The 17,966-nt window shown below is 72.0% G+C and carries 16 protein-coding genes; 10 read left to right on the top strand and 6 right to left on the bottom strand.

All coding sequences use genetic code 11. The features are described from left to right. Positions 1-33: 33 nt before the first annotated feature. Positions 34-1,059 carry an amidohydrolase family protein gene (locus tag CTZ28_RS41495; protein WP_121894936.1) on the bottom strand — a complete coding sequence of 342 codons (1,026 nt, stop codon included), beginning with the start codon at positions 1,057-1,059 and terminating at the stop codon, positions 34-36. A 345-nt stretch (positions 1,060-1,404) separates the two neighbouring features. Here CTZ28_RS41495 and CTZ28_RS41490 point away from each other — a divergent pair, with 345 nt between their 5' ends. The 5 genes from CTZ28_RS41490 (at position 1,405) to CTZ28_RS41470 (ending at position 6,105) form a co-directional block, all read left to right on the top strand. Then, complete coding sequence (locus CTZ28_RS41490) at positions 1,405-2,064, top strand: response regulator transcription factor (RefSeq protein WP_121894935.1); 660 nt, start codon at positions 1,405-1,407, stop codon at positions 2,062-2,064. Between the two features lie 9 nt (positions 2,065-2,073). Then, complete coding sequence (locus CTZ28_RS41485; protein WP_121894934.1) at positions 2,074-3,480, top strand: sensor histidine kinase; 1,407 nt, start codon at positions 2,074-2,076, stop codon at positions 3,478-3,480. Continuing rightward, positions 3,477-4,517, top strand: coding sequence for a TAXI family TRAP transporter solute-binding subunit (locus CTZ28_RS41480; protein WP_121894933.1), 1,041 nt, complete (start codon positions 3,477-3,479; stop codon positions 4,515-4,517). The genes CTZ28_RS41485 and CTZ28_RS41480 overlap by 4 nt, the downstream gene beginning before the upstream one ends. Positions 4,518-4,586: 69 nt before the next feature. After that, a complete protein-coding gene (locus tag CTZ28_RS41475; protein WP_121894932.1) occupies positions 4,587-5,186 on the top strand; it encodes a cysteine hydrolase family protein in 600 nt (199 codons plus the stop codon). Positions 5,187-5,196: 10 nt separating this feature from the next. After that, positions 5,197-6,105: a GlxA family transcriptional regulator gene (locus tag CTZ28_RS41470; protein ID WP_121894931.1), complete on the top strand. Its 909-nt coding sequence runs from the start codon at positions 5,197-5,199 to the stop codon at positions 6,103-6,105. A 21-nt stretch (positions 6,106-6,126) separates the two neighbouring features. Here the strand turns inward: CTZ28_RS41470 and fumC are convergent, their stop codons facing one another. Both fumC and CTZ28_RS41460 read right to left on the bottom strand, forming a co-directional pair. Next, positions 6,127-7,611 carry a class II fumarate hydratase gene (gene fumC / locus CTZ28_RS41465; RefSeq protein ID WP_121894930.1) on the bottom strand — a complete coding sequence of 495 codons (1,485 nt, stop codon included), beginning with the start codon at positions 7,609-7,611 and terminating at the stop codon, positions 6,127-6,129. Then, complete coding sequence (locus tag CTZ28_RS41460; protein ID WP_121894929.1) at positions 7,608-9,281, bottom strand: NAD-dependent malic enzyme; 1,674 nt, start codon at positions 9,279-9,281, stop codon at positions 7,608-7,610. Before CTZ28_RS41460 ends, fumC begins: the two co-directional genes overlap by 4 nt. A gap of 206 nt (positions 9,282-9,487) precedes the next feature. On the opposite strand from CTZ28_RS41460, the gene CTZ28_RS41455 reads away from it, so the two are divergent. Both CTZ28_RS41455 and CTZ28_RS41450 read left to right on the top strand, forming a co-directional pair. Continuing rightward, on the top strand, positions 9,488-9,811 hold the full coding sequence (locus tag CTZ28_RS41455) for a hypothetical protein (protein ID WP_121894928.1): 324 nt from the start codon (positions 9,488-9,490) through the stop codon (positions 9,809-9,811). Positions 9,812-9,970: 159 nt separating this feature from the next. Further along, a complete protein-coding gene (locus CTZ28_RS41450; protein ID WP_121894927.1) occupies positions 9,971-10,921 on the top strand; it encodes an NAD-dependent epimerase/dehydratase family protein in 951 nt (316 codons plus the stop codon). Positions 10,922-10,979: 58 nt separating this feature from the next. Here CTZ28_RS41450 and CTZ28_RS41445 read toward each other — a convergent pair whose 3' ends face one another. The 3 genes from CTZ28_RS41445 to CTZ28_RS41435 are packed head-to-tail and all read right to left on the bottom strand — an operon-like array spanning position 10,980 to position 14,963. Beyond that, on the bottom strand, positions 10,980-12,314 hold the full coding sequence (locus CTZ28_RS41445; protein ID WP_121894926.1) for an NAD-dependent succinate-semialdehyde dehydrogenase: 1,335 nt from the start codon (positions 12,312-12,314) through the stop codon (positions 10,980-10,982). A 58-nt stretch (positions 12,315-12,372) separates the two neighbouring features. Next, a complete protein-coding gene (locus CTZ28_RS41440) occupies positions 12,373-13,473 on the bottom strand; it encodes an alcohol dehydrogenase catalytic domain-containing protein (protein ID WP_121894925.1) in 1,101 nt (366 codons plus the stop codon). Beyond that, a complete protein-coding gene (locus CTZ28_RS41435) occupies positions 13,473-14,963 on the bottom strand; it encodes an APC family permease (RefSeq protein ID WP_121894924.1) in 1,491 nt (496 codons plus the stop codon). The genes CTZ28_RS41440 and CTZ28_RS41435 overlap by 1 nt, the downstream gene beginning before the upstream one ends. 220 nt (positions 14,964-15,183) lie before the next feature. Between CTZ28_RS41435 and CTZ28_RS41430 the strand changes: the two genes are divergently transcribed. The 3 genes from CTZ28_RS41430 (at position 15,184) to CTZ28_RS41420 (ending at position 17,949) form a co-directional block, all read left to right on the top strand. Further along, positions 15,184-15,822 carry a TetR/AcrR family transcriptional regulator gene (locus CTZ28_RS41430; RefSeq protein WP_121894923.1) on the top strand — a complete coding sequence of 213 codons (639 nt, stop codon included), beginning with the start codon at positions 15,184-15,186 and terminating at the stop codon, positions 15,820-15,822. 272 nt (positions 15,823-16,094) lie between these two features. Beyond that, a complete protein-coding gene (locus tag CTZ28_RS41425) occupies positions 16,095-16,691 on the top strand; it encodes a class I SAM-dependent methyltransferase (protein ID WP_121894922.1) in 597 nt (198 codons plus the stop codon). Between the two features lie 466 nt (positions 16,692-17,157). After that, entirely contained in the window at positions 17,158-17,949 is a 792-nt protein-coding gene (locus CTZ28_RS41420) for an SDR family NAD(P)-dependent oxidoreductase (protein ID WP_259472049.1), read from the top strand. Positions 17,950-17,966: the final 17 nt, after the last annotated feature.

The raw sequence follows: 17,966 nt of genomic DNA, 5'->3' as shown, positions 1-17,966 counted from the left end.
GTGTACGGGGCGGGTGTACGGGGCCGCGCGGGGTCAGCGGCCCTGGCGCTTCAGCAGGGCGTCCAGGCGCGGGTACACGGCGCGGGCGTTGTGCTCCTGGATCGCCGCCAGGTCGGCCGCGGGCAGCCCGGCCGCCTCCACATAGCGGCGGGTGTCGTCGAAGTGGTGGCCGGTGCGCGGGTCGATGTCGCGGACGGCGCCGATCATCTCCGAGGCGAACAGGATGTTCCTGACAGGGACGACGTCGAGCAGGAGGTCGGAGCCGGGCCGGTGGTAGACACATGTGTCGAAGAAGACGTTGCGCAGGACGTGTTCCTCCAGCGGCGGCTTCCCCAGCGCCATCGCCAGCCCGCGGAAGCGGCCCCAGTGGTAGGGGACGGCCCCGCCGCCGTGCGGGATGATCAGCCGCAGGGTGGGGAAGTCCGCGAAGAGGTCGCCCTGCACCAGTTGCATGAACGCCGTGGTGTCGGCGTTGAGATAGTGCGCGCCGGTGGTGTGGAAGGCCGGGTTGACGCTCGTACTGACGTGGATCATCGCCGGGACGTCGTACTCCACCATCTTCTCGTAGACCGGGTACCACGAGCGGTCGGTGAGCGGGGGAGCGGTCCAGTGGCCGCCCGACGGGTCGGGGTTCAGATTCAGCGCGACGGCGCCGTACTCCTCGACGCAGCGGGTGAGTTCGGGAACACAGGTGGCCGGGTCGGCGCCGGGCGACTGCGGGAGCATCGCGGCGGGCACGAACCGGTCCGGGTACAGCCGGCTGACGCGATAGCAGAGTTCGTTGCAGAGAGCGGCCCAGGCGGCGGAGGTGCCGAAGTCCCCGATGTGATGGGCCATGAACGAGGCGCGCGGTGAGAAGACCGTCAGGTCGATGCCGCGCTCGTCCATCAGCCGCAGCTGGTTCGGCTCGATGCTCTCGCGCAGTTCGTCGTCGCTGACACGCAGGTCACTGCGGGCGGGGGCGGTCGCCGCAGCGGTGAGCGCGTCGATCTGCCGGGTGCGCCAGGCCGCCAGGGCCGGCGGGGCGGTCGTGTAGTGACCGTGAACGTCGATGATCATGCGGGGTCCTTCTCGCGGGTGCGGGACGCGGTCGGTCACCGATGGGTCCGTGCTGCCCAGCGGGGGCCGGCCACCGTCGACCGGGGCAGCCTTGCGCCATCCCGCGCACCGGGACGAGACGCCCCGGCACAGAACTAACCTCCCCTTAACATTCGCTCCCGCCGAACCCGCCGCCTGACCGGTCCGACATGGATCGCCGCAGGCAGCCGGTGTTTGCGGTGGTCTACATTCGGATGCCGGGCGGCACCCGCAGCAGGGCGCGGCCGGGCGGGAGACCGCCGCCGGGGGAACACCGGAGGACGTGGGCGTCGCCCGCGCGGACATCGTTGACGGGAGGGGCGAAGGGTGCAGATACTGCTGGCCGAGGACGACGACGGGGTGGCCGCGGCACTTGTGGAGGTCCTTTACGATCACGGCCATGTCACCCGGCGGGTCCGGCACGGCAAGGACGTGCTCACCTACCACCGCAGCTCCGATCTGCTGCTGCTCGACCTCGGCCTGCCCGATGTCGACGGACTGGACGTGCTGCGCGCCCTGCGGGCGGTCAGCGACCTGTCCGTGGTGGTGCTCACCGCCCGCGGCGACGAACGCTCCGTGGTACGCGGGCTGCGCCTCGGGGCGGACGACTACCTCGTCAAGCCGGTGCGTCTCGCCGAACTCCTCGCGCGGATCGAGGCCGTCACCCGGCGGACCGCGACGCGTACCGCACCCGCGGCACGCACCGTCCGCGCCGGTGACGTCGAGGTCGACCTCGACGCCCGCCGGGTCCGCGTGGGCGGCGCCGAGGTCGAGCTGACCACGAAGGAGTTCGACATCCTCGCCGTACTGGCCGGTCGGGCGGGCACGGCCGTGAGCCGGGAGCAACTCCTGGACGAGGTGTGGGGCGACGCCTTCCACGCCGTGTCCCGCTCGCTCGACGTCCACCTCACCCAACTGCGCGGCAAGCTCCGCCGCCCCCACCTGCTCACCACGATCCGCGGCTTCGGCTACCGCTTCGGGGACTGAGGAGCCGGCGTGCGCACCCGCGTCCAGGCCGCCCTGCTGATGTTCGTCGTGCTGGCGGTGGCCGCCTTCGCCGTACCGCTGCTGCTGTTCACCGCGTCCGACCGCACCCAGCAGCTGGTCCTCGCCCGCAGCGCCGACCTCGACCGCTTCGCGTCCCTGACGGACCAGGCCGCCGCGAGCGGCGACACCTCCGCCCTCACCGCCGAGGCCAGGCGCTACACACAGCTGTACGGGGAGGGGATCGTCGTCACCGACACGCGGCGCAGGCCCGTCGTGCAGACCGGCGGTGTACGGGCCGACGACCCGGCCGTGGCCCGGCTCCTGGACGCGGCGCTGCGCAACCAGACCTCGCACCCCGCGCACGCGCTGCGCCCCTGGTCGGACGGGCACCGGATGTTCGCAGAACCGGCCGGTTCCGGCACCCGGGTCTCGGGCGCCGTCGTGCTGCGGGCCTCGGTCGCGACCGCGGCGCACGACGTCACCTGGCGCTGGACGGCCGTCCTCGCCGGTACCGCGGTGGTCGCCGTCGCCTGCACGGTGCTGGCGCGGGCCGCGACCGCCTGGGTGGTCAGCCCGCTGCGCCGGCTCGACCGCGCCGTCGGCCGGCTCGCCGCGGGGCTCCCGCCCGAGCAGACCCGGGCCGGCGGCCCACCCGAACTGCGCCAGCTGGCCATGGGCTTCAACCGGATGGCGCGCACCGTCACGACGGCGCTGGAACAGCAGCGCAGACTCGTCGCCGACACCTCGCACCAGATGCGCAACCCCATGGCGGCGCTCAGGCTGCGCGTCGACGCCCTGCACCCGCACCTGCGGCCCTCCGCCGACCGTGGCTACAGCGGCGTGACCGCCGAACTCGACCGGCTGGAGACCCTCCTCGACGATCTGCTGGCCCTTGCCGCCGCGGAACACCGGGCCGGTGAGCTGATCGTGGCCGGCGGCCCGAACGTCCACTGCGACGCGGCGGCCGTCGCGGCCGCCCAGCAGGCGCTGTGGGAGCCCGTGGCACGCCGGGCCGGGATCCGGCTGACCGCCGCGACCGCCCCCGGACCGGCCGTCGCCGCCTGCACGGACGGCGAACTCGCCCAGATCACGGACATCCTCCTGGACAACGCGATCAAGTACGCGGGGCACGGCGCCGAGATCGTGCTGGGCTGCGCCGCCGAGGGATCGCACATGATCGTCTCGGTGACCGACGACGGTCCTGGCCTCGACGCGCGCGAACGCGCCCTGGCCACCACACGGTTCTGGCGCTCGGGCCGGCACGGCCGTACCGCGGGCACGGGCCTGGGCCTGGCCATCGCCGAACAACTGCTCGCCGGGCGGGGCGGCCGACTGGAACTGACGCCCGTGCGACCGCGGGGACTGCGGGTAAGAGCGCTCGTACCGCTGGCCCCGGCCGACGGCGGCGCCCGATGAGCCGCCGCACCGACGCCCGCCCGCAGACCGCCGCCGCACGATCCCTTCCGCGGAGCACCTCCCGCCGTACGGCCCTGCGCGTCGCGCTCGGCTCGACGGCCGCCGCCGCGCTGTCCGGCGCGCTCGCGGGCGACACCTCACGGCGGGAGCGGGGCCTCGACGGCCTCCTGCGGATCGCGACCGGTGAACCCACCGCGTTCTACGCCGCGTTCGGGCGGCTGCTCGCCGCCGAGACCGAGGCCGCCCACCCGGGTCTGACCTGCCGCGTCCGCACCACACCCGGCAGCGTCACCAACATCCGGCTGCTCCGGGAGGGCCGCGCCGACCTCGCCCTCGTCCTCACCGACACCGCGCGGGCCGCCCAGAGCGGCGGCCTCTTCCCGCACCCGGTGCCGCTGCGCGCCATCGGCCGGGTCTACGAGACCTATCTGCAGTTCGCCGTCCGCGCCGACTCGCCCGTGCGCACCGTCGCCCAGCTGACGGGCCACACCGTCTCGCTCGGCGCGGACGGATCGGGCGCCGCGGTGCTCGGCGAACGCATCCTGCACGCCGCGGGGCTCACGCCCGGCACCGACGTCCCCGTCCGGCACCTGCCGCTGGAGGCGGCGGCCGACGCCATGCGGGCCGGCACGGTGGAGGCCCTGCTGGTCGCGGGCGGCGTACCGCTGCCCACCCTGTCCGGCCTCGATGTCCGGCCCGGTCTGCGGTTCCTGCCCCTGGGCGACCTGCTGCCCCGGCTCGGCGGGCGGGACGGCCAAGCCGGTTCGGGCCTCGAGGAGGTGTCCCTGCCGCAGGGCGCGTACCGGACCGCGGGCGGTGTCGCCACCATCGGCGTGTCCAACCTGCTGATCTGCCGCCCGGACCTGGACCGGCGCGTCGCCGAGGAGCTCACCCGGCTGCTCGCACGGCGGGCGAGCGCGCTGGTGCCGGACAACGCCGTCGGCACCCAGTTCCTCGATGTCCGCAGCCTGATCGGCACCGGGAGCATCGCCCTGCACCCCGGAGCGGTCACCGCGTACCGGTCCCTGCACGGCTGACCGGATCGGTCCGCCGCCGGACCTGATGCTGTCTGTCCCCGGCCCCCGCGCACACCGCAGGCTGGGGGCATGACCCGAGCACTGATCGTCATCGACGTCCAGGAGTCCTTCCGCGCCCGCCCGCTGTGGGAGGCCGTCTCCGACCCGAAGATCGCCGACAAGGTGAACCGTCTGGTCCGGCTCTCCCGGGAACGGGGGGACCTGGTCGTATGGGTCCTGCACCACGAGCCCGGCAGCGGCGATGTCTTCGACCCGGCACTCGGCCAGGTCCGGCTCATGGCGGAACTCGAACGGGCCGACGGCGAGCCCCTGATCCACAAGACCTCGCACAACGCCTTCACCACCACCAACCTGCAGCAGCTCCTCACCGAGCACGGCATCCGGGAACTCACCGTCTGCGGCATCCGCACCGAGCAGTGCGTGGAGACCACCACCCGCGTGGCCGGTGATCTCGGCTACCGGGTCACCTTCGTCACCGACGCGACCGCGACCGACCCCCTCGCCCACCCCGATGCCCCCGCCGACCGGAGCGTCGCCGACCTGCTCGCCGACCCCCGGACGCTGCCCGCCGCAGAGGTCATCCGCCGCACCGAGTACGCCCTCGCCGGACGCTTCGCCACCATCGCCACGATCGACCGGCTGGAGGCGGCGGCAGCGCCTCAGGCATGATGACCTGATCGTGACCCACGTCGTCTTCTTCCTGGTGCCCGGAGTCCATGTGCTCGACCTGGCCGGTCCGGCGCAGGTCTTCTCCACGGCCGCCGAGTTCGGGCACCCGTACACGCTTGCCTACGTCGCCGAGCAGCCGCAGATCCCGACGGCCCAGGGGGTGCCCCTGGTCGCCGCGCTCGACTGGCCCGAGCTGGGGCCGGACGACCTGATCGTCGTGCCCGGCTGGCGGGCGCGGACCCTGGCCGAGAGCCCTGCCGTCGCCGATGCCTCCCTACGGGTCCTGCGCGACCACCATGCCGGGGGCGGGACGGTGGCCAGCGTCTGCGCCGGGGCCGAGGTCCTCGGCCGGGCCGGGCTGCTCGACGGCCGACGCTGCACCACCCACCACGACGTGCAGGACGAACTGGCCCTGCGCCACCCCAGGGCGACCGTCGTCCGCGACGTGCTGTTCACCGCCGACGACCGGGTGATCACCTCGGCGGGGATCGCCAGCGGCATCGATCTGGCCCTGCACCTGGTGGCGACCCGGCACGGCCCGGCCGCCGCGGCGCGCGTGGCCCGGGACATGGTGGTCTACGCCCGCCGCAACGGGCACGCACAGCAGTCCAGCGCGATGTTCCGGCACCGCTCCCATCTCGACGACACCGTGCACCGCGCCCAGGACATCATCGACGCCGACTTCGACCGGCCGCTCCCGCTGTCCGCCCTGGCCTCGGCCGTCGGCGTGAGCGAACGCACCCTCACCCGGCTCTTCGGGCGCGCCACCGGCCTCACCCCACTGCGCTACCAGCAGACCCTCCGCCTCGAACGCGCCCAGCACCTCATCAGCCAGGGCACGACGGTCGAGGCCGCGGCCCGCTCCGTCGGCTTCCAGGACGCCCGCATGCTCCGCCGTCTGCGCACCCGCACCCCCTGACGGGCACCCGGCCGGCCCCGGTCATCCGTGCCGCCGGGCCGAGCCGACCATGGCGGCCGGATCGACGATGCGGTCGAACTCCTCGGCACCGACATGGCCGGAGGCCAGTGCGGCCTCGCGCAGCGTGGTGCCCTCGGCAGCGGCCTGGTGCGCGATGGCCGACGCCTTGTCGTAGCCGATGACCGGGGAGAGGGCGGTGACCAGCATCAGCGACCGGTCGACGTAGCCGTCGATCCGGTCGCGGTCGAGCCGGGTGCCCTCGATGCAGTACTGGCGCAGCTTGCTGCACGCGTCGGCGAGGATGGTGGCCGCGTGCAGGAAGTTGTTGATGATCACCGGGCGCATGGCGTTGAGTTCGAAGTTGCCCTGGGAGCCGGCGAAGGCGATGGCGGTGTCCTCGGACAGCACCTGGATGCAGACCATGACCATCGCCTCGCACTGGGTCGGGTTGACCTTGCCCGGCATGATCGAGGAGCCCGGTTCGTTCGCCGGGAGGACCAGCTCACCCAGGCCGCAGCGGGGTCCGGAGGCCAGCCAGCGGATATCGTTGGCGATCTTCATCAGGGGTACGGCGAGGGCCCGCAGCCCGGCGGAGGCCCCGGTCATCGCGTCCAGGCCGCCCTGCGCGGCGAACTTGTTCTCGGCGGTGGTGAACGGGTAGCCGGTGGCGGCAGCGATCTCGGCGGCGACCTGCTCGGCGAATCCGGGTGGCGCGTTCAGCCCGGTGCCGACCGCGGTGCCGCCCGCGGCCAGTTCGCGCAGGCCGTCGGCCGAGCCGGTGACCCGGTCGACTGCCTGTCTCAGCTGATGGGCGTAGCCGGACCACTCCTGCCCGACGGTGAGCGGGACCGCGTCCTCCAGATGAGTGCGGCCGATCTTCACCACGTCGTGCCACTGTGCGGACTTCGCCTCGATGGCCTGCAGCAGCGCCTGCACACTGGGCAGCAGACGGTCACGGACCGCCTCGACCGCGGCGATGTGCATGGCGGTGGGGAAGGTGTCGTTGGACGACTGCCCCATGTTGACGTGATCGTTGGGATGGATGGGCGACTTGCTGCCCAACTCGCCGCCGACCAGCTGGATCGCCCGGTTGCTGATCACCTCGTTGGTGTTCATGTTGGACTGCGTACCGGACCCGGTCTGCCACACGTACAGCGGGAAGTGGTCGTCCAGCCTGCCCGCGATGACCTCGTCCGCGACCTTTTCGATCAGCTCGGCTTTCCAGGCCGGCAGCCGTCCGGCGCGCCCGTTGACGATCGCGGCGGCCTTCTTGACGTAGCCGTAGGCGTGGTAGACGGCCTTGGGCATCCGGTCGTCGCCGATGGAGAAGTGGATCAGGGACCGTTGGGTCTGCGCGCCCCAGTAACGGTCGGCGGGGACGTCGACGGCGCCCATGGAGTCGGTCTCCCGCCGGGTGCCGCTCGCCTCCAGCCCGATGGGGATGTCGAGGATCTTCGGGGCCTGGTCCGCCCCGATCCGGTCGACACCGGAGCGCTGCGCGGTCATGACCGCGCTCCGTCGCCGTAGACCGGCTCCCACATGGCCTCCCGGACGGCCTGGCCGGCGTCGGCGGGCTTGGCGGTCGCCCCGCCCTCGTCGATCGCGGCCTGCACCACGGCGGTCGCCGTGATCGCCGACGACTGCCGCAGGTTCTCCACGGGCGGCAGCAGGGAGGCGCCGGCGCCGGTCGGGTCGACCTGGTCCGCGACCGCCTGTGCGGCGGCGAGCAGCATGCCCGAGGTCACCTGGGACGCCCCGGAGACGATGGTGCCCAGGCCGAGACCCGGGTACAGCAGCGCGTTGTTGGCCTGCGCGATCTCGTAGGTCACGCCGTCGTACCGCACGGGCGGGACCGGGATGCCGGTCGCGACCAGCGCCTTCCCGCCGGACCAGGCGATCACATCGGCGGGCATGGCCTCGATGCGGGAGGTCGGGTTGGAGATCGGGAAGACGATCGGCCGCTCGGTGGCCGCCGTCATGGCCTCGATGACCTCCCGGGTGAACGCCCCGTGCACGGTGGAGGTGCCCAGCAGGAGGGTCGGCCGGGCCTGCCGGACGGTCTCCAGCAGGGAGACGACGCCGTCGTCCCTCGCCCAGCCCGCGATGTCCGCCGGGTCGCGCGCGTAGGGCTGCTGGAAGTCACGCAGGTCCGTCATGTCACGGGTGAGCAGGCCCTGTTTGTCGATGAGCCACACCTGCGCGGTGGCCTGCCCGGGATCCGCCCCGTCGCGGATCATCGCGTCGCGCAACTGGTCGGCGATGCCCACACCCGCGGTGCCGGCGCCGAAGACGACCAGCTTCTGGTCCCGCATCGGCACACCGCTGACCTTGACCGCCGACAGTGCGGCGGCGAGCGTGACGGCGCCCGTGCCCTGCATGTCGTCGTTGAAGATCCGGTGACGTCCGCCGTACTGCTCCAGAATCCGCCGGGCGTTGCTGGGGCCGAAGTCCTCGAAGTGCAGCAGCGCGCCCGGGAACAGGGACGACGCCGTTTCCAGGTACCGCTCGACGAACGCGTCGTACGCGGCGCCGCGCACCCTGGGGTGCCGGTTGCCCAGGTAGAGCGGATCCTTGAGCAGCGATGCACGGTCCGTTCCCACGTCCAGTGTCACGGGGACGACACGGTGTGGGTCGATGCCGGCCGCGGCGGTGTAGACCGCCAGTTTGCCCACCGAGATCTGGATCCCGCCCACGCCCCAGTCGCCGATGCCCAGGATCTCCTCGGCGTCGGTGCACACGATCAGGTCCACGTCGTCGGGGCCGAGCCGGAGCGTGGCGAACGCCTTCTCGATGTCATCGGGCCGGTCGATGGACAGGAAGAGACCGCGTGGGCGGCGGTACTCATGGGAGTACTTCTCGATCGCCTCGCCGACCGTGGGGTCGTACACGATCGGCAGCAACTCCACCAGGTGATCCGTGAGCACCTTGTAGTAAAGGGTTTCGTTGCGGTCGTGCAGCTGTTCCAGATATACGTTCTTGGCCAGGTCGCCGCCCTGGCCCTGCATCTGCCGGTACACACGCTGCGCCTGCTGCTCCAGGGTCAGCACCGCGGACGGCAACCGCCCGGTCAGGCCCAGTTCGTCCCGCTCCGGCTGTGTGAACGCCACACCCCGGTTACGGAGCGGATCCACAAGTGCGCCCGGAGTGACAGGAGTCCGCGCGGTCCTCTTGGTCATGAAGCTCTCCCCGCGTGCGTAAGTATGTGTACGCCACCCGGCGATTCCGGGCAGAAGCGTCCCCCGCCGCTACCTCTACCGTGCGCATACAGTTCCGCTCGCCGCGCGCTGAACTCCGGTCCGGGCGCCGGGCACCGCTGTGTCACCGAGGCGATACGTGTCCACCTCCGGGAACTCGATCCCCGCCCGGTGCGTCCCAGACGACTATGAAGGAACACGGCAAGGGATGTGTCGGCATACTGCTGGCGGCTGTGGGCGCCGCTCTCGCGGTGATCTCTTGGGCGCCGATGGCCCGGGTCAACATCGACGGCGGATTCGAAGACGCTCAGCGTGACCTGAGAGTCCTCTACCTCGACCTCCCTCTCATCGCGGTGGGCGGCGCTGTCGTACCCCTGGTGGCCTGGCTGCTGACCCTGCGCCGGCTCCGGCGGCCGTGGGTGGCGGCCGTCGTCGCGGCCGGTGTGCTGGCCCTGGGTGTGTGGGGGCTGACGAACTGGTGGGAGCCCTACCGCCACCCCGAGTCCTGGTAGCCGGCCGGAGCCGTCGTCGTTGACAAAGCGGAACGTGGATCCGTATCGTCGTTCCGGAACATGGATCCGCTTCGGCTGGGGTGCTCCGTCCCGCGTACTGCCCGCTGCTTGGGTGCGGCGGTGGGGACGGGCCAGTCAGACGTCAGGAGAGGTACAGGGATGATTTTGGTCACCGGAGGTCTCGGTTTCATCGGCTCCCACACCGTGCGGGCACTCCTGGACCTGGGCGAGGACTGCGTGCTGGTCCAGCGCCGGAAGGCCGAGGTGCCGGCCTACCTCGACACCGCACAAGTGACGGTGGAACAAGGGGACATCACCGATCTGTCGGCGCTGCACGACATCGGCACACGGCACAGGATCACCGGCATCGTGCACCTCGCGACGGGCTCCATGCCCTGGCCCCCCAGCTCCGATCAGCCCGTCGAAGCGGCACGGAAGGCGCTGGGCGGCCTGTTCAACGTTCTGCAGGCCGCCCGCGACTGGGGGGTGCGGCGCGTGGGCGTCGCGAGCACGATCGGCGTGTACGGCGGTGTCTCCGACGAGGGCCCGCTCGGCGAGGACATGCCCCTGCCGATGACCTCCTCGCATGTGATCCCCACCTTCAAGAAGATCGGTGAGCTCCTCAACGGCCATCTGGCCGACGCGACCGGCATCGATGTCGTCAACTACCGCATCTCCGGCGTCTGGGGACCGCGAGACCCGCACGGCGCGTTGTTCTTCGCCGCCCCCGAACTCGTCCACGCCGCAGCCCGCGGAACCGAGCCGGACCTCTCCACCCTCCCCGGGCCCGCGTACGCGGAGGACGCGCTCGACCTGTGTTACGTCAAGGACACAGGGCGGGCGATCGCGCTCCTCCAGCTCTCCGACCACCTCAACCACCGCACGTACAACGTCGGTTCCGGCCGCGCGACGACCAACGCCGAGATCATCGCCGCGATCAAGAAGGTCGTCCCCGACGCCCGGATCGAGCTGCCGACCGGCGGATCCGGCCGGCAGAGCCACCTCGACATCACCCGTGTCCAGCAGGACACCGGGTACCGGCCCGCCTACGACGTCGAACGCGCCGTCACCGAGTACATCGACTGGCTGCGCGCGGGCCACGAGAACTGAACACCTCGGAGGGGTCGGTCTCAGACGCGGTAGGGGTTTGCGCAGGCGCGCCGTGTGCTCAACCCACCGTGCGGATCAGCTTCTTGTTGACGAACTCCTCGATGCCGAGGCGGCCGAGTTCGCGGCCGAAGCCGGACCGCTTGACGCCGCCGAAGGGCAGTTCGGCACCCTCCGCGCCCACGCCGTTCACGAAGACCATGCCGGCCTCGATGCGGTCGGCGACGCGCGCGGCCTGCGCGGGGTCGGTGGTGAAGACGTACGAGCCGAGACCGTACGGGGTGTCGTTGGCGATACGCACGGCGTCGTCCTCGTCGGCGGCGGGGAAGACCATCGCGACCGGCCCGAAGAGTTCCTGGCGGGCGGCGGCGTGCCGGGTGGTGAGCCCGGTGAGGACGCCCGCCGGGAAGAAGGCGCCGTGCCGCTCGCCGACGCTGTGCAGCGTGGCACCCTCCGCGACGGCCGCGTCGACCTGCCGGGCCAGGGTCTCGGCGGCGCCGGCCGAGGCGAGCGGTGCGCCTGTGGCCGCGGCCGTCAGCCGGGCGGTGAACTTCTCCACGAACGCGTCGTACAGGCCCTCGACCACCACGAACCGCTTGGCGGCGTTGCACGCCTGACCGGTGTTGTCGAGACGCGCGGCCACGGCGGCCGCCACGACGGCGTCCAGGTCGTCGGTGGACAGCACGACGAACGGGTCGGAACCGCCGAGTTCGAGGACGACCTTCTTCAGATGCCGCCCGGCGATCTCCGCGACCGCGGCACCGGCCCGTTCGGAGCCGGTGAGGGACACGCCCCGGACCCTCGGGTCAGCGATGACGTCGGCGATCTGCTCGTTGGTGGCGTACACGTTGACGTACGCCCCCGGCGGGAAACCGGCCTCGGCGAACAGCCGCTCCAGCAGCGCGGCCGTGCCGGGGCACTGCGGGGCGTGCTTGAGGACGAGGGTGTTGCCCACGGCGAGGTTGGGTGCGGCGAAGCGGGCCACCTGGTAGGCGGGGAAGTTCCACGGCATGATGCCGAGCAGGACGCCCACCGGGCTGCGCCGGACGACGGCGGTGCCGGGTCCCGAGGTGACGGCGAGCGGCTCGTCGGCGAGGAACTCCTCGGCGTGGTCCGCGTAGTAGTGGTAGATCTCGGTGCAGAAACCTATCTCGTCCGCCGCCTCCGCGAGTGGCTTGCCCATCTCGCGCACGATGCTCGCGGCGAGTGCGTCGCGGTGCTGTTCGTGCAGGTCGCCGAGGCGGCGAAGGAGCGCGGCACGGTCGGCCACGGTGCCGGTACGGCCCCAGTCGGTGGCGGCGTGGGCGGCGTCGACGGCCGCCGCGACCTCGGCGTCGGTGGCGGTCGGACAGGTCTCGACGACCTCGCCGGTGGTCGGGTCGGTGACGGCGTACATGGGGCCTCCAGGAAGAGGGAATGCGAGGGAGCGCGGGAACCGCGGGGCGGCGGGCCGGTCAGGGTTCGAGGATCGTCCTGACCCCGGTGTTGGACCGCAGGTCGTCGAGGGCGGCCGCCGCCTCGCTCAGCGGGCGGGTCACGCCGATGAGTTCGTCGAGCGGCAGCCGTCCGGCGAGATGGAGGCGGGCCAGCTTCGGGATGTCGATCTCCCCCACGCTGGAGCCGTAGTTGCAGCCGAGGATGCGCTTGCCCTGGTCGGCGAGGTCGAAGAGGTTGAACGAGCCGGTGGCGTCGGTGGCGGCCATGCCGACCAGGACGGCCGCCCCGCCGGAGGCGAGCATGCCGGGCAGCGTCTCCACGACCTTGGGGCTGCCGATGGCCTCGAAGGCGTAGTCCACCCCGCCGAGTTCCCGCCGGCACCAGGCGGCGACGTCGTCGCGGGCCCCGTCGAGGGTGTGGGTGGCGCCGAAGCGTTCGGCGACGGCGAGGCGTTCGGGGGAGAGGTCCACGGCGACGATGGGATCGGCACCGACCAGCCGCAGGCCCATCACCACGGAGAGGCCGACTCCGCCGGTGCCGATGACGACCGCGGACTCGCCGGGCCGTACGCCGGCGGTGTTCACGACCGCGCCGACCCCGGTGGTGACGGAGCAGCCGAGCAACGCGCCGACGCCGAACGGCAGTTCCCGGGGAACCCGCACGGCCGCCGACTCGGGGACGACCAGGCGGTCCGTGAACGCGCCGAGGCCGAGATAGGGCCAGACCTCCTCGCCCTCGGCGTCGGTGAACGGGGTGGTGCCGTCCGGGAGCGTGTTGGCGACGGCCTTGGTGCCGGTGCACAGCCAGGCCTGGCCGGCCGCGCACCGGCGGCAGCGGCGGCACGGCGCGAACCAGGACAGCACGACATGGTCGCCGGGCCGTACGGACGTGACACCGGGGCCGGTGCCGGTGACCACACCCGCCGCCTCGTGCCCCAGGACGAGCGGACGGTCCGACGGCCAGTCACCGGAGACGATATGCAGATCGGAGTGGCAGACGCCCGCGGCGCGGACCTCGATCTCGACCTCGCCGGGTCCGGCGGGCCGCCGGGAGACCTGGCGGATGTGCAGGCCCCGCTCGGGGTCGAAGACGACGGCGGGGGAGAGTGCGGACGGCATCAGGACGCCTTCACCTCTTCGGTGTTCGGGCTCGTGACGGGATCGGCGAGCTTGGTGTGCGGCTTGGCGGCCAGGACATAGCCGAGGCCGAGGAGGAAGAGGACGGAGAAGACCAGAACCACGGCCCAGACCTGGATCCAACTGCCGCCGACCGGGGCGAGTTCGGTGCGCGGCCAGGCGATGTTGACCGCCTCGAACAGCAGCCACACCACCGCGAGGACATTGACGACGAGGCCGGTCCTGCCGAGCCTGACCTGTCCGGCGCCCGGGTTCCAGCGGCCGGTCAGCCGCGCGACGAGCGCCACGACGGCGACGGCGAGAAAGATGAAGTAGAACCCGCCGGAGCCGAACGCGATCAGGGTGGCCGCCGCGTTGCCGTTCAGGCCGAGCAGCAGACCGAGACCGGCGAGGACGGCGGTGGCGATGAGGGAGACGTACGGGATCTGCCGGTGGCCGACGGTCGCCAGCGTCGTCGCGAACGGCAGCTGGCGGTCCCGGGCGAACGCGTACACGGCACGCCCGATGTAGGTCTGGATGGAGATGGCGCACGCGAAGAACGCGATCAGTACGACGACGATGAACGGCTTCTCGCTCCAGCCGCCGAGCCCCCCGGTCACCGCCTCGAAGACGGGGTCCGTGACGGAGCCGGACACGGCGTCCTCGGGCCGCTTCAGCGCGAGCGTCACGGCGAGCCCGGTCAGCAGGACGGTGAACGCGACGAAGAGGTAGGCGCGCAGCAGGGCACGCGGCACGCTGCGCCGCGGCTGCTCGGTCTCCTCGGCGACCTGGGTGGTGGCGTCGAAGCCGAGGAAGGCCCAGCCGGCGACGGCGAGGCAGGTCAGAAAGCCGGCCGTCACGGAGCCGCCCGAGGCGCCCTGCGCGCCGAGCGTGTCGAACAGGATGCCGAAGCCGTTGTGGTGGGCGAAGGCCAGCAGGATCAGGCTGACCGCGATGGAGGCGACGCCCTCGGCGATGATGCCCGCGTTGAGGAAGTGCTTGACCGGGTTGACCCCGAGGAGGTTGATCGCCAGCGCCACGACGACGAAGACCACACCGAGCAGGACATGGGCGGCGGCCGACGGCGTGCCGTCCGCGAACAGCATGTACAGCCAGCTGGCCCCCAGGTAGGCGACCGTGGTGAGCGAGGCGATCGCGGAGGCGAGGTAGATCCAGCCGACCAGCCAGCCCAGCCGCGGCCCGGCCAGCCGGCGCACCCACTGGTAGACACCGCCGGTGATCGGGAACTGGGACGACAGCTCCGCGTACACCACGGCGACGAGCAGCTGGCCGAGGAAGGCCACGACGACCGCCCAGATCCAGGCCGGGCCGGCGAAGACGAAGCCCAGCTGGACGACGGCGTAGATGCCGACGACGGGCGAGATGGTCGCGAACCCGATCGCGAAGACGGCCCACGCCGACAGGGTTCGTCTCAGCTCCTGCTGATATCCGTACTCGGCGAGCTCGCCGGCATCGGTGCGAGTGTCGTCCACCTTGGTCTCCTGACAGTGATGCGCGTCGGTCCGCGTCCGGGAGAGTGGCGGGCCGTGGCACGGTCGTACGGCGGGTCGGGGCCGCGCTGTGGGGCCGACGGCGGCGGGGGGGGCTTGCCGTCTGTGTCGCGCCACCGCGAGCGGCGGTTTTCGGCCGATCCCGCTTATTGGGCGGACGACCAATTGCTTTATTGGTCACGTACTCAATAGCATTCACCGCATGACGTCAAGAGGTCCGGGCAAGCGCGTCCGCAAGGCACCTGCCGAGCGCCGCAACGAGATCGTCGCCACGGCGGCGCGGATCGGGCTCACCGAGGGCCTGGAGTGCGTCACCCTGCGGCGGGTCGCCGACGAGCTGGGCGTTCAGCCCGGACTCGTCGGCCACTACTTCCCGGCGGCCGACCACCTGGTGGCCGAAGCCTTCACCGGCGCCACCATGGCCGAGCTGGACACCCTGCTCCCCGAGGAGGCCGCCGGTCCCGGACACGACGGCCCGCTGCACACCTTCCGAGCCTTCTTCGGGCTCACCTCGAGCGCCGAGTTCGACAATGTGAGCAGGCTCTGGCTGAACGCGCGCCACCTGTCGCGCTACCGCCCCGTGCTGCGCGAGCACGTCGTGGCGCAGGAACTGCTGTGGTGCCGCCGCATCGAGCGGATCGTCCTCGCCGGGATCGAGGCCGGGGCCTTCACCTGCGCGGATCCCTGGGCGGCGGCCACGCGCATCCTCGTGGCCATCGACGGTACCAGCGCATACATCAACACCAGCGCCGAGCACCGCCGGGTACCGACGGCGGACATGGCGCGTACGGTCGCGGAGACCGAACTCGGACTGCCGCCCGGCACGCTCGCACCGTCCTGACGGCCGGACCCCGGACGCCGCGCGTTCGCCGAGGCGGCCGAGGGGGCTGAGGCGTCCCCCTGCCTGTGGTTTGCACTTTCTGCAAAGAACTTTGCCCGATTGCCGAGGTGGGCGCACCTTGGCGTCGGAGGTGGTCACGGTGACCCGAAGTCCCCAGGTCAGCAGCGGTGACGGTACGACGCGGGAGTCACCGGCGAACTGCCTGATGCGCCGGGGCTCGCGGCCCGTTGACGCCGACCACAACCGAGAGGCCAAGGAGAGGACCGAGCGTCATGGACGCCCAGCACTGGGACTCGATGTATCGCAGTCGCGACCAGGTATTCAGCGGCAACCCCAACCCCGTACTCGTCGCCGAGATCACCGACCTGCCACCGGGCCGGGCACTCGACGTCGGCTGCGGCGAAGGAGCCGACGCACTCTGGCTGGCCCGGCGAGGCTGGCAGGTCACCGCGGTCGACATCTCCGATATCGCCCTGCACCGCGCCGCCACCGCTGCCACCGGCGTCAACGGCCGCGTGGCGTGGGTACGGGCCGACCTCACCACCACGCCGCCCACGGCAGCTGCCTTCGACCTGGTGTCCGTCCACTACTTCCCACTCCGCCGCCGGCCGGGCCACACGGCGCTGCACGGCCTGCTGAACGCTGTCGCCCCCGGCGGCACGCTGCTCTTCGCCACCCACGCCCGCGCGGATCTCACTCCGCGCGAGGACTTCGACCCCGCCGACTACTACCAGCCCGACGACATCGCCCAACTCCTCGACGCCACCTGGAACGTACTGATCAACGAGACCCGCCCGCGTGCCGCCCCGGCCCACGCCGGCACACACCACACCCATGACACCGTCCTGCGAGCAGTGCGCCTGCCGTAGGCCCTGTCGGCAAATTCCCTCCCCCAGCCTCCGGCCGGGAGGTGCCCCCAGCCCCGCGGCGCCATGCACGCTCCCCCGAGCTCTTCGAGCAGGGGGGACCCCCACTCGCCGCACCGGGCACAGGCCCAAGTACGTCCAGTACGAGGACCTGCGCCCGGCGCACCGTGAGCACGCTCCCCCAAGCTCTCGGCTCCGCTCGACCAGGGGGACCCCCACGATGCCGCAGGGCCCGCCCTCCGGGCGAACGACGGGAATTCGACGACAGGACCTAGGCAGGCCGGACTCCGCACCGGCGGCATGGTCCGGCCGGTGCCGGCCGCGTCCGATGAACGTCGCTGTGCCGTAGCGGGAGCGGATCGGCCGACTGGTGCGGCGGGAGGGGCTGTCCGACACTGGCAGCGTCCCTGGACGACCCACTGGCTCCGCACACACCACTCGATGTGAGCGCCGCGGCATCGACGTATCGGTGGGAATCGGACGTCAACGGATCGGAGTGCTCTTCATGCTGATCGGCACCTCAGCCGTGGTCACCGGCGCCTCCAGCGGTATAGGCGCCGCGGTCGCCCAGGCGCTCGCTGCCGAGGGCGCCGGCGTGGCCCTCCTCGCGCGACGCCGCGACAGGCTGACCAGCCTCGCCGACACGATCAACGCGCGAGCGGGCGGCCGGGCGCGCCCCTACGAAGCCGACGTCGCCGACGCGGACGCGGTCCGTGCCGCGATCGACGCCGCTGCCGCCGACGGCGACGGCATCGACATCATGATCAACAACGCCGGAGGCGGCACCTGGGGCCCCGCCGTCACCGCCGACCTGGCCGGCTGGCACGACATGGTCGAGGTCAATCTCACCGGGGTGCTCAACGCCACCCACGCCGCCCTGCCGCACCTGACCCACGCCGCCGCACACCACGACCGCGGCGTCGCCGACCTCGTCACCATCAGTTCCATCGCCGGCCGCAAAGTGCCCAGCCCGCACAGCAACGTCTACTCGGCCACCAAACACGCCGTCGGCGCCTTCACCGAGGCCCTCCGCCAGGAACTCGCCGAACATCACGTACGCGCCGGGCTGGTGGAACCCGGCCTGGTGGTCACGGAGCTGACCACCAGCGGCCGTGACTACGTGCCCGACGCCACGAACCCCACCGGATACGGCCTGCTCCAGCCGGACGACATCGCCGCCGCCGTGGTGTTCATGGTGACCCGGCCGCGCCATGTCGCCCTCAACGAGATGCTCGTACGACCGACGGAACAGACCCGCTGAACCGACCGTCCCGGCCG

It is taken from the genome of Streptomyces shenzhenensis, from assembly GCF_003688995.1.
Taxonomy (GTDB): Bacteria; Actinomycetota; Actinomycetes; order Streptomycetales; family Streptomycetaceae; genus Streptomyces; species Streptomyces shenzhenensis_A.
Note: the sequence above shows the minus strand (reverse complement) of the source record. Positions and strands in the feature narration are given on the sequence as shown.

Excerpts from the sequence above, each read along its gene's own strand:
- CTZ28_RS41495 (WP_121894936.1), bottom strand. The coding sequence starts at position 1,059 with ATGATCATCGACGTTCACGGTCACTACACGACCGCCCCGCCGGCCCTG.
- CTZ28_RS41480 (WP_121894933.1), top strand. The coding sequence starts at position 3,477 with ATGAGCCGCCGCACCGACGCCCGCCCGCAGACCGCCGCCGCACGATCC.
- CTZ28_RS41475 (WP_121894932.1), top strand. The coding sequence starts at position 4,587 with ATGACCCGAGCACTGATCGTCATCGACGTCCAGGAGTCCTTCCGCGCC.
- fumC (WP_121894930.1), bottom strand. The coding sequence starts at position 7,611 with ATGACCGCGCAGCGCTCCGGTGTCGACCGGATCGGGGCGGACCAGGCC.
- CTZ28_RS41460 (WP_121894929.1), bottom strand. The coding sequence starts at position 9,281 with ATGACCAAGAGGACCGCGCGGACTCCTGTCACTCCGGGCGCACTTGTG.
- CTZ28_RS41455 (WP_121894928.1), top strand. The coding sequence starts at position 9,488 with ATGAAGGAACACGGCAAGGGATGTGTCGGCATACTGCTGGCGGCTGTG.
- CTZ28_RS41450 (WP_121894927.1), top strand. The coding sequence starts at position 9,971 with ATGATTTTGGTCACCGGAGGTCTCGGTTTCATCGGCTCCCACACCGTG.
- CTZ28_RS41445 (WP_121894926.1), bottom strand. The coding sequence starts at position 12,314 with ATGTACGCCGTCACCGACCCGACCACCGGCGAGGTCGTCGAGACCTGT.
- CTZ28_RS41440 (WP_121894925.1), bottom strand. The coding sequence starts at position 13,473 with ATGCCGTCCGCACTCTCCCCCGCCGTCGTCTTCGACCCCGAGCGGGGC.
- CTZ28_RS41430 (WP_121894923.1), top strand. The coding sequence starts at position 15,184 with ATGACGTCAAGAGGTCCGGGCAAGCGCGTCCGCAAGGCACCTGCCGAG.
- CTZ28_RS41425 (WP_121894922.1), top strand. The coding sequence starts at position 16,095 with ATGGACGCCCAGCACTGGGACTCGATGTATCGCAGTCGCGACCAGGTA.